This window comes from Nonomuraea longicatena, from assembly GCF_039525605.1.
Taxonomy (GTDB): Bacteria; Actinomycetota; Actinomycetes; order Streptosporangiales; family Streptosporangiaceae; genus Nonomuraea; species Nonomuraea longicatena.
In genome coordinates this window covers 170,652-180,456 of the sequence record NZ_BAAAHQ010000046.1, presented here as the reverse complement: position 1 = coordinate 180,456, position 9,805 = coordinate 170,652, and the positions used below count along the sequence as shown (strand labels likewise).

General features: G+C 68.7%; 10 protein-coding genes and 2 tRNA genes. 4 read left to right on the top strand and 8 right to left on the bottom strand.

Going from position 1 to position 9,805, the window contains the following annotated elements; translation table 11 throughout:
• The first annotated feature begins 412 nt into the window (after positions 1–412).
• The 3 genes from ABD120_RS34835 (at position 413) to ABD120_RS34825 (ending at position 1,372) form a co-directional block, all read left to right on the top strand.
• A complete protein-coding gene (locus ABD120_RS34835) occupies positions 413–811 on the top strand; it encodes a hypothetical protein (protein ID WP_343954575.1) in 399 nt (132 codons plus the stop codon).
• A gap of 151 nt (positions 812–962) precedes the next feature.
• Positions 963–1,130: a hypothetical protein gene (locus ABD120_RS34830; RefSeq protein WP_343954574.1), complete on the top strand. Its 168-nt coding sequence runs from the start codon at positions 963–965 to the stop codon at positions 1,128–1,130.
• Entirely contained in the window at positions 1,127–1,372 is a 246-nt protein-coding gene (locus tag ABD120_RS34825; RefSeq protein WP_343954573.1) for a hypothetical protein, read from the top strand. The genes ABD120_RS34830 and ABD120_RS34825 overlap by 4 nt, the downstream gene beginning before the upstream one ends.
• Here the strand turns inward: ABD120_RS34825 and ABD120_RS34820 are convergent.
• The 4 genes from ABD120_RS34820 to ABD120_RS34805 form a co-directional block, all read right to left on the bottom strand.
• Positions 1,363–2,031, bottom strand: a complete 669-nt coding sequence (locus ABD120_RS34820) for a response regulator (protein ID WP_343954572.1) — start codon at positions 2,029–2,031, stop codon at positions 1,363–1,365. The genes ABD120_RS34825 and ABD120_RS34820 overlap by 10 nt on opposite strands.
• Positions 2,028–4,493, bottom strand: a complete 2,466-nt coding sequence (locus ABD120_RS34815) for a DUF4118 domain-containing protein (RefSeq protein ID WP_343954571.1) — start codon at positions 4,491–4,493, stop codon at positions 2,028–2,030. Before ABD120_RS34815 ends, ABD120_RS34820 begins: the two co-directional genes overlap by 4 nt.
• Before the next feature lie 112 nt (positions 4,494–4,605).
• Positions 4,606–6,033 (bottom strand): MFS transporter, encoded by a 1,428-nt coding sequence (locus ABD120_RS34810; protein ID WP_343954570.1) that lies wholly within the window; start codon positions 6,031–6,033, stop codon positions 4,606–4,608.
• Between the two features lie 71 nt (positions 6,034–6,104).
• Positions 6,105–6,590, bottom strand: coding sequence for a MarR family winged helix-turn-helix transcriptional regulator (locus tag ABD120_RS34805; protein WP_343954569.1), 486 nt, complete (start codon positions 6,588–6,590; stop codon positions 6,105–6,107).
• Between the two features lie 202 nt (positions 6,591–6,792).
• Here ABD120_RS34805 and ABD120_RS34800 point away from each other — a divergent pair, with 202 nt between their 5' ends.
• Positions 6,793–7,986 carry an IS481 family transposase gene (locus ABD120_RS34800; protein ID WP_343954568.1) on the top strand — a complete coding sequence of 398 codons (1,194 nt, stop codon included), beginning with the start codon at positions 6,793–6,795 and terminating at the stop codon, positions 7,984–7,986.
• Positions 7,987–8,023: 37 nt separating this feature from the next.
• Here ABD120_RS34800 and ABD120_RS34795 read toward each other — a convergent pair.
• The 4 genes from ABD120_RS34795 to ABD120_RS34780 form a co-directional block, all read right to left on the bottom strand.
• Positions 8,024–8,097 (bottom strand) — tRNA-Met (locus ABD120_RS34795).
• A 47-nt stretch (positions 8,098–8,144) separates the two neighbouring features.
• On the bottom strand, positions 8,145–8,975 hold the full coding sequence (locus tag ABD120_RS34790; RefSeq protein ID WP_343954567.1) for a hypothetical protein: 831 nt from the start codon (positions 8,973–8,975) through the stop codon (positions 8,145–8,147).
• 50 nt (positions 8,976–9,025) lie between these two features.
• Positions 9,026–9,631 carry a DUF1989 domain-containing protein gene (locus tag ABD120_RS34785; RefSeq protein ID WP_343954566.1) on the bottom strand — a complete coding sequence of 202 codons (606 nt, stop codon included), beginning with the start codon at positions 9,629–9,631 and terminating at the stop codon, positions 9,026–9,028.
• A gap of 76 nt (positions 9,632–9,707) precedes the next feature.
• Positions 9,708–9,784 (bottom strand) — tRNA-Met (locus tag ABD120_RS34780).
• Between the last annotated feature and the right edge of the window lie 21 nt (positions 9,785–9,805).

The following is a 9,805-nucleotide window of genomic DNA, read 5'->3' as shown; positions in this document are numbered from 1 at the left end:
GATGTTTCATGCACTGGCTTTTAACACACTGTTGAGTTCTCAAGAAACGGACGCGTACTCGGCGTTCATTTCGTCTTTCGTTATGTCTTAATTCTTTCAGTCATCTTATCCGGTGTCAAATTGACACTTTCGCGATGACCACCCATAACTTACCAGGCCATCTGGACGAGCCAGACCAGCCGTGTAAGTGGTGGGTTCTGCTGGGCGATCCCTGCGGGCTGCCCTGCTCGATCAACTGTAGCAGGACTTCGACGCTGCTCATGCCGAAGTCAGGTATCCCCGTAGTACTTCCCTCCTTACCTGAGCCCAAACCTGGGACCGCGGCGAGGCCGGCAAGCGGACGGCAAGTCTTCCGCAATCGTGGGCCGGTAGGAAGTACACACGGGCAGACTGCACCGCCGGAGGGTTCGCAATGACGCGCTCGGAGTTCGACGACATCCGCGCCTACGTGTCCGATGAGGCCACCCGCGCCGATGACCTGCTCAGGATCGCTCGAACACTCATCGACGACCTTGAGCACGCACGGCTGCGCGAGGCCCAGCTGCGCACCCTCTATCTGCGATTGCTCACCGCCGCCCGCGCCACCGTCGCGGCCGATGCGGTGGACGCGCCCGACCCACTCGCCTTCGTCCGCCACGAACTCGCCGAGCACGGCCAACTCCCCCAGGACGGGGAGATCGTCCAGCGCATCCTCTCCGACGCCCGTACGGCCGAAGCCCTGCTGGCCTGCCTGGAGGAGAAGCCGTCATCCCGGCCGCGTGGGATGCGCCTGCGCCGTTGTGTCGGAACCGGTCGTCCCCTGGCTCGCTGACCTGCCACGAGGTCCACTACTCCGTAATGCCGCGAACGGGGAGGACCCGCAGCGAGCCAGGGGCTCTCCCTACAAGTAGGGCACTTCAGACCCGCTTCATACCCAGACTTGGGACATCGGCTGTAAGACTGCGCGTATGTGGCAGCGGGGGTTGAACTGGGCAGCAATTGTCCTGGTGGGCGGATTCGGCCTGATGTGGCTGGGCGTGGTGATCTATGTAGCCGACACCTCCGCCCCGTGGATGCGACTCGCACAGGCGGCCTTCGGCCTGCTGCTGGCGGGCTGGGCGGTGCAGAGGGCCACAGTGATGATGCGATGAGCGAGCAACCGTACGAGATCAGCCGAGACCTGGGCGACGACGTTCAGGAATCGACGATCGCCATGTACCAGGACAAGCTGCCGATCCGGCACCGCATCGACGAGATCGACGACGAGGCCGACCGCAGCATCGTGACCTGGATGCGCGAAGAGGACCACCGCGAGACCGACGCCCATGCGGACCCGCTCTCAGAGCCCCGCTCGTACTTCGAGGAGCAGGACGAGCAGGAGGATCAGGGCTGAAAGCGGTAGCCCATCCCCGGTTCGGTGAGCAGGTGGACCGGACGTGCCGGGTCCGCCTCCAGTTTGCGCCTCAACTGGGCGAGGTACTGGCGCAGGTAGTGCGTCTCCTTCTGGTAGGACTGGCCCCACACCTCCGTGAGGAGTTGTCGCTGGCTGACCAGTTTGCCGGGGTTCCTCAGCAGGATCTCAAGGATGTGCCACTCGGTCGGTGTCAGCCGTACCCCTCCTGAGACGGTCTTCCTGGCGAGGTCGATCTCGTACTCCCCCACCCGCACACGCGCGGGTTCCTCGCTGGGTACGGCCGCGCGCCGCGTCACGGCCCGCACCCGGGCGAGCAGTTCGTCGATGCCGAACGGCTTGGTCATGTAGTCGTCCGCGCCCGCGTCGAGGGCGTCCACCTTGTCGCGGCCGTCCGCGCGGCCGCTGAGGACGATGATCGGCACTCTGGTCCAGCCGCGCAGGCCGTGGATGACGTCCACACCGTCGAGGTCGGGCAGGCCGAGGTCGAGGATCACCAGGTCGGGGTGCCAGTCGGCGGCCTGGCGCAGCGCGGTGGTGCCGTCGGTCGCAACGGCTACTTCGTAGTGCCTGGCCGCCAGGTTGATGCGCAGGGCGCGCAGGATCTGGGGTTCGTCGTCGACGACGAGGATCCGGGTCATGTGGCCTTCCGCAGTGAGACGGTCATCGTGACTCCTCCTCCTGGGGTCTCCTCGGGTACGAGCGTGCCGCCCATGGCCTCGGTCAGCCCGCGCGCGAGCGCGAGACCCAGTCCGACGCCCTTGTGGGTGGACCGGTCGCCGAGTCGCTGGAAGGGGAGGAACACCCGATCGACCGATTCGACGGGTATGCCGGGCCCTTGGTCCACGACCCGGATCTCGACCTGCTCGCCGTGCCAGCTCGCGGTGACGCGTACGGGGCTGTAGCGGACGCCGTTGCTCATGAGGTTGACCAGCACCCGTTCGAGCAGCGGCGGGTCGGCCATGAGGTCGGGCAGGTCGTCGGGAATGTCGGTGGTGACGCGGGCCTGAGCAGGTCCGAGTTCGTCGAGGGCGCGGGGCACGATCTCCGCCGCCGCGACGGGTTCGAGCGTGACGCCGAGTACCCCGGCCTGCAGGCGGCTCATGTCGAGCAGGTTCGAGACCAGTCTGCCGAGTTTGATGAGGGATTCGTGGGCGGTGTCGAGAAGTTCGGCGCGGTCCTCCGGCGTCCAGTCGATCTCGGTGCTGCGCAGCGAGTCGACGGCGGCGGTCGCGGAGGCGAGCGGGGTGCGCAGGTCGTGGCTGACGGCGGCGAGCAGCGCGGTGCGCATCTTGTCGGTCGCGGCGAGTTCCGCGCTGGAGGAGGCGGCCTCTTTCAGGCGCTGCTGCCGCAGCGCCACGGCGGCCTCTGCGGCGAACGCCTCCAGCACCCGCTGGTCGGCCGCGTCGAGGGGCTTCCCTTGTACGGCGAGGGCCAGGTCGTCGTCCACGAGCACGTCGGGTGTGGTGGCGGGCGGTCCTCCGGCTGTGGCGACGATCCGCCAGGTGTCCCCGTCGCGTTCGAGGAAGCTGACCGAGGTCAGCGAGTACACCTCCCGCAGCCGTGACAGCAGTGACGGCAAAGCCGCGTCGCCGCGCAGGACGTGCCCGGCGAGGGTGGACAGCACCTCGGCGTCGGCCTGGGCGCGCGAGGCCTCTCTGCTGCGGCGGGCAGCCAGGTCGACGACGGTGCTCACCATGGCGGCGACCAGCACGAAGATGACCAGGGCGAGCAGGTTCTCCGGTGCCGAGACGGTGAGGGTGTGCAGCGGCGGGGTGAAGAACCAGTTGATGAGCGCGAACCCGAACACGGCCGCGGTCAGCGCGGGCAGCATGCCGCCGGTGAGCGAGACCAGGATGACGAGCAGGAGGAAGGCGAGGATCTCGCTGGGCAGCGAGAGCGCTTCGCGGACGGGCAGCAGCGCGAGGGCGAGCAGGGGTGCTCCGGCGAGGGCGAGCGCCCAGCCGGCGATCCTGCGGCGGCGGGTGAGAGCAGCTCTGCCACGGGTGGAGCGCCGCCCGCGCCCGCTGGTCTCGTGCGGCACCAGGTGGACGTCGATGGATCCGGACAGCGCGGTGGTCTCGACGCCGACGCCGCGCGACAGGAGCTGCGCGAACCGGCCGCGCCGTGAGGCGCCCAGGACGAGCTGGGTGGCGTTGACGCCTCTGGCGAAGTCGAGCAGCGCTCTCGGGATGTCGTCGCCGACGACCTGGTGGTAGGTGCCGCCGAGGCTCTCGACCAGGGTGCGCTGGCGGGCCAGGTGGGCCGGGTCGCCGGCGGCGGCCAGGCCGTCCGATCTGGTCACGTGGACGGCGAGCAGGTCGGCGCCCTTGGATCGGGTGGCGATGCGGGCGGCGCGGCGCACGAGCGTGTCGCCTTCGACGCCGCCGGTGAGGGCGACGACCACGCGTTCGCGGGCCTCCCAGGTGCCGGCGATGCCGTGTTCGGCGCGGTAGCGGTCGAGTTGCTCGTCCACCTTTCCGGCGACCCAGAGCAGGGCGAGTTCGCGCAGGGCGGTCAGGTTGCCGACGCGGAAGTAGTTGGACAGCGCCGCGTCCACCTTCTCGGGCGCGTAGATGTTGCCGTGGGCCATGCGGCGGCGCAGGGCCTCGGGTGACATGTCGACGAGTTCGACCTGGTCGGCCCGCCGTACCACCTCATCCGGTACGGTCTCCCGCTGCGGCACCCCCGTGATCTGGGTCACGACGTCGTTGACCGACTCCAGGTGCTGGATGTTGACCGTGGTGACCACGTCGATCCCGGCGTCGAGGATCTCCTCGATGTCCTCCCAGCGCTTGGTGTTGCGCGAGCCGGGCACGTTGGTGTGGGCGAGTTCGTCGATGAGCGCGAGTTCGGGTTTGCGGGCGATGACGGCGTCGGTGTCGAGTTCGGTGAACGAGCAGCCCCGGTACTCCACGGCCCTGCGGGGGATCACTTCGAGGCCGTCGAGGATCTCTGCGGTGCGGACGCGACCGTAGGTCTCGGCGAGCCCGACGACGACGTCCCTGCCGCGCAGGCGGGCTCTGCCTCCTTCGCCGAGCATCGCGTAGGTCTTGCCCACGCCGGGGGCCGCGCCCAGATATATGCGCAGCTTCCCCCTCATAAGGTCCAGGTTACGGCGGTAGTGGCCGTGCGACGCTCAGGCACCGCATCAGACACTCCGGTCACATGCCGAAAGGCCGCGCCCGAAGGCGCGGCCCTTTCGATGTCGTCGGTCAGACGTGGGTGAGGACCCGGACGGGCGGCTCGTCCTCGGTGGTCAGCGCCTGCTTGGGCTGGCGCAGGACGAGGACGGCGACGGCGAGGGCGGCGGCGAGCAGTCCGGCGGAGACGATGAAGGCGAGGTGGTAGCCGCTGGTCAGCGCTGCGGCCTCGGTGGCGCCGGAGGCGAGGAGCCCGTCGGTGCGGGAGGCGGCCAGGGTGGTGAGCAGTGCCACACCGAGGGCCATGCCGACCTGCTGGGTCGTGTTGAACACCCCGGAGGCGAGGCCGGCGTCGTCGGCCTTGGCGCCCGACATGCTGAGCGCCGCGAGGGCCGGGAGCACCAGTCCGCCGCCCGCGATCAGGATCATCACCGGGAGCAGGTCGGTCAGGTAGACGGCCTCGACGGGGATCCGGGTGAGCCAGCCCATCCCGAGGAGGAGCAGGACGAGTCCGGCGATGAGGACGGGCCGCTCACCGAAGCGGGTGTTGAGCCGGGCCGAGACGAACAGGGAGACGGCGCCGATGGTGACGGCTGCGGGCAGGAGGGCGAGGCCGGTTTCGAGGGCGCCGTAGTTGAGGACCTTCTGCATGAACAGTGCGACGATGATCTGGAAGGCGAACATGGCGGACAGGGTGAGCATCTGCGCGAGGTTGCCGCCGACGACGTTGCGCGAGCGGAAGATACGCAGCGGCATGAGCGGGTTCCTGGCCTTCGCCTGGCGGATGAAGAAGGCGGCCAGCAGAGCGGCGGACAGGGCGCCGAGGCCGAGGGTGTGGGCGGCCAGCCAGCCGTGCTCCTCGATCTTGACGACGGTGTAGATGCCGAGCATGAGGCCGGAGGTGACGAGGAGGGCGCCGATGATATCGGCTCCCGCCGACAGGCCGAGCCCCCGGTCGGAGGGCAGCACCTTGGCGCCGAGGAGGATGACGGCCAGGCCGATGGGCAGGTTGATGAAGAAGATCCAGTGCCAGCTCAGCAGGTCGGTGAGCACGCCGCCGAGCACCTGTCCGATCGTGGCGCCGCCGGCGCCGGCGAAGCTGAAGACGCCGATGGCCTTCGCGCGTTCACGGGGTGCTGTGTAGAGCGTCACGAGGATGCCCAGCAGTACCGCGGAGGCCATGGCACTGCCCACTCCCTGGAGGAACCGGGCGGCGATGAGCATGGCGGGGCTGGTGGCGAAGCCGGCGAGCAGTGAGGCGAGGGTGAAGACGATGTTCCCGGCCAGGAACATCCGCTTACGGCCGATCAGGTCGCCGAAACGTCCGGCGAGGAGCAACAGGCCGCCGAAGGCGATCAGGTAGGCGTTGACGGTCCAGCTCAGACCTGCGGGCGTGAAGCCGAGGTCCTGCTGCATGGCGGGCATGGCGACGGTGACGATGCTGCCGTCGAGGACGGTCATGAGTCCGGCGACGGACAGCACGGCAAGGGGAAGCTTCATTGTTCTCTCCTGTTCCTGCGAACAAGAGAAACCGTAGCAGATAGTTTTGTTGTAGACGATCCTTTGTGGACCTATTTTTGCTGCCGGGCCCTCCGCACCGGCGTGGGCGCCTCGACCGGAGTCTGCAGATGCCCTGTGACCAGGCGATTCAGCGCGTGGATCAGCACCTCGCGCTCGTCGGCGGCCAACGTTCCCAGCGCCTCCTCATGGACCCGGTCCACGATGACCTGGCTGCGGCTGGCGACCTCGGCCCCCTTCTCGGTGACCGCGATGATGCGGGCCCTGCGGTCGGCGCTCGACTGACGGCGCTCGGCGTAGCCCGCCTTCTCCAGGGCGTCGACGGTGGCCACCATCGTGGTCTTGTCCATGTCGCCGATCTCGGCGAGCTGGGCCTGGGTGCGCTCTCCTTCGACGGCGTGCACGAGCACGCAGTGCATGCGCAGGGTGAGCCCGACCTCGGACAGCGCCGCCGCCATGCGGGTGCGCAGCACATGGCTGGTGTGATCGAGCAGGAACGACAGATCGGGCTGAACCCGAGCGGGAGCCAAGGCAGTCATGAGAACCAGACTAGCCAATGGTTTCGTTGCGGATGATTCGCACAAAGACAAAGGCCCCTGATCGATGATCAGGGGCCTTTCATAGTAGCGGGGACAGTGCGCTGGTTCAGGACATAGGAAACCCATGTCGCAAGACATAGGAAACTTCAACAGAGTGTGTCTCGGGACATAGGCAACCACCGCGATCACGAGCCTGGGCGGTGTGTCCAAGGCCAGAGTCGTCATCACCGCCGTCGTCGTCGAGGGCCGGTCCCAGGCAGAGGCCGCCCGCTCCTACAGGGTGTCCAAGGGCTGGGTGTCCAAGCTCGTCGCGCGCTACCGGGCCGAGGGCGAGACGGCGTTCGAGCCCCGATCCCGACGACCGAAGACCTCACCGAACGCGATCGACGCCAACACCGTCGAGCTGATCGTCCGGCTCCGCAAGGACCTCGCCGAGCAGGGGCTGGACGCCGGCCCGGACACGATCGCCTGGCACCTGCGGCAACACCACGGGCGGACGGTGTCGCGGGCCACGATCAGCCGCTACCTGACGCGGCACGGCCTGGTGACGCCCGAGCCGAAGAAGCGGCCCCGCTCGTCCCACATCCGCTTCCAGGCCGCGCAGCCGAACGAAACCTGGCAGGCCGACTTCACCCACTACCGCCTCGCCGACGGCACCGACACCGAGATCCTGTCCTGGCTGGACGACCACTCCCGCCACGCCCTGTCGGTGACCGCACACGCCCGCGTCACCGGACCGATCGTCCGCGACACCTTCCGCCAGGCCGTCACCGCCCACGGCGTCCCCGCCTCCACACTGACCGACAACGGCATGGTCTTCACCACCCGCCTGGCCGGCGGCCGCGGCGGCCGCAACGCCTTCGAACACGAACTACGCCGCCTGCACGTGCGGCAGAAGAACTCCACCCCCAACCACCCCACCACCTGCGGCAAAGTCGAGCGCTTCCAGCAGACCATGAAGAACTGGCTACGCGCCCAGCCCCGCCAACCGGCCACCCTCGCCGAACTTCAAACGCTCCTGAACCGCTTCGTCGACGCCTACAACCACCACCGCCCGCACCGGTCCCTGCCACACCGAGCCACCCCGGCAGCCGTCTACACCGCCTCACCCAAAGCTCTGCCCGACGGTAGCCGCGACGCCGACACCCACGCCCGGGTACGCCACGACCGCATCGACCCCACAGGCGTCGTCACCCTGCGCGTGAACGGCCGCCTGCACCACATCGGCATAGGGCGAACCCACGCCCGAACCCACGTCATCCTCCTGGTCGACGACCTGCACGTCCGCGTCGCCGACGCCATCACCGGAGAACTCCTGCGCGAGCTGACCATCGACCCGGCCCGTGACTACCAACCCCAGGCAAACCCCAACAAGACGAAACCCCCGAACCCGTAGGTTCGAGGGTTTCCGATGTCCTGAGACATCACAATAGTAGCGGGGACAGGATTTGAACCTGCGACCTCTGGGTTATGAGCCCAGCGAGCTACCGAACTGCTCCACCCCGCGTCGGTGTGTGTCTCAAACAGTAGCGGTAACTCGGGGTTGACGCCAACTCAACGCCGCAGCAGTGCTTCCGCCGTCACCGGACGGAACGTCGGCAGCATCGCCAGCAGCTCCGCCTCGCCCACCCGCTCGCTCTCGACCTGCACCAACGCGCCCCCTTGCACGGCCACGACCGTGTGCAGCCGCCCGTCCTGCCGTACCCATGCCCCACCGGGCGCCTGGCGGCAGCGCGCGGTTCCGGCGGCCCGCCACTTCGGCAGCGGGCTCGCGCATGCCTGCTCGGCCGTCACCGAGGCCGGTCCGACGTACACCGCGATCGCGGAACCGTCGCTCCAGTGCCGGTAGTCGAGCGCGAGCCACGGCGCCGCCTGCTCGTCCACCCCCACCAGCCGGTACGCCTGCAGGGACGGCGCGAGCAGCGGCACCCCCGAGTCGGCCAGCCGCTGCACCCGCGCGGCCCGGTCGATCGTGTCGCGGACCGTCCACACCCCGGCGTAGGCCACCACGACCACGCCGACCACGGCCACGCGCATGACCGCGTTCCACGGCACGACCAGCCCGGCTCCGGCCAGGAAGGCAGTGGCGCCGATCGCCGCCATGGACGCCCCGGCGGGCCAGGCGCCGAGGTCGGCGAGTTCGGACAGGGAGACCGCCCTGAGCATGACGACCGCGAAGCCCAGCATGACTGCGGCGCCCGCGAGCCCGGCCAGCGGCCAGCGCGGCAGCCCGGCCGCTCGGCAGGCCAGCGGTCCGAGCACCGGGAGCGCGACGACCATGGTGGTCGCGCGGGCGAGGTCGCCGCCCGGGGCGTACAGGAACAGGAGGAACTCTGCGACGCCGATCACGGCTCCCGCCAGCGCAGCCCGCCACAATGCACCCATGAAGCTGATCATCCAGGTTCGGGATGATCTCGGCAGGCGAACCCGAACAGTCAGGCCCCGGGAGCGGTGACCCGGATCGCCAATGGCGTGCACCGGTGGTCGTTGGTGGGCCAGTTGTCGACCGAGCACGAGGTGAGCACGAACCACAGATCGCGCAGCGCCTCGAAAGTGATGGAGTCGCCTGCCTCGGAGGCGGCGACGCCGACGTCGAGGCTGCCGTCAGGACCCGGGTTGGAGTTCTGGAAGAGGTTGACCGGGTCGGGGACCACCGGCAGCGTCAGCCCCGCCTCCGACACCGCCGTCAGGAAGTTGTCGTGGCAGTTGGGGTGGTCGAACAGGCCCGCGGACTCGTACAGCGGGCTGTTGCACGGCGGGTAGAGCATGTCGTGCATGCCCGGCGAGGTGTCGGCGACCAGCCGCAGGATCGGCGCGCCGACCTGGTCGGTGAAGGCGGTTCCGGTCTTGGGGAACAGGCGCTCCGTGCGGTCGCGGGTGTGGGCGGTCGACAGCCAGCGGGAGGGATCGGCCCGGTCGATCGCCCACATGTCACCGACCTGGTGTCCTTCCAGATCGACGACCTGGACCAGGCTGCCGCGCGGCACGGGGACGGCGCGTCCCGACTGCGGCGCGACGACGGTCTCGGACGAAGAGGTCATGGGTGGATGTCCTTATCGGCAGGGAACTGGCGGAAAAGGCAGAAGGCCCGGTCTCTGAGAGACCGGGCCTTCTCACTGGTAGCGGGGACAGGATTTGAACCTGCGACCTCTGGGTTATGAGCCCAGCGAGCTACCGAACTGCTCCACCCCGCGTCGATGTGCTTACAGCCTATC

Coding starts and splice junctions, on each gene's coding strand:
- ABD120_RS34835 (WP_343954575.1), top strand. CDS start 413: ATGACGCGCTCGGAGTTCGACGACATCCGCGCCTACGTGTCCGATGAG.
- ABD120_RS34825 (WP_343954573.1), top strand. CDS start 1,127: ATGAGCGAGCAACCGTACGAGATCAGCCGAGACCTGGGCGACGACGTT.
- ABD120_RS34820 (WP_343954572.1), bottom strand. CDS start 2,031: ATGACCCGGATCCTCGTCGTCGACGACGAACCCCAGATCCTGCGCGCC.
- ABD120_RS34815 (WP_343954571.1), bottom strand. CDS start 4,493: ATGAGGGGGAAGCTGCGCATATATCTGGGCGCGGCCCCCGGCGTGGGC.
- ABD120_RS34810 (WP_343954570.1), bottom strand. CDS start 6,033: ATGAAGCTTCCCCTTGCCGTGCTGTCCGTCGCCGGACTCATGACCGTC.
- ABD120_RS34805 (WP_343954569.1), bottom strand. CDS start 6,590: ATGACTGCCTTGGCTCCCGCTCGGGTTCAGCCCGATCTGTCGTTCCTG.
- ABD120_RS34790 (WP_343954567.1), bottom strand. CDS start 8,975: ATGGGTGCATTGTGGCGGGCTGCGCTGGCGGGAGCCGTGATCGGCGTC.
- ABD120_RS34785 (WP_343954566.1), bottom strand. CDS start 9,631: ATGACCTCTTCGTCCGAGACCGTCGTCGCGCCGCAGTCGGGACGCGCC.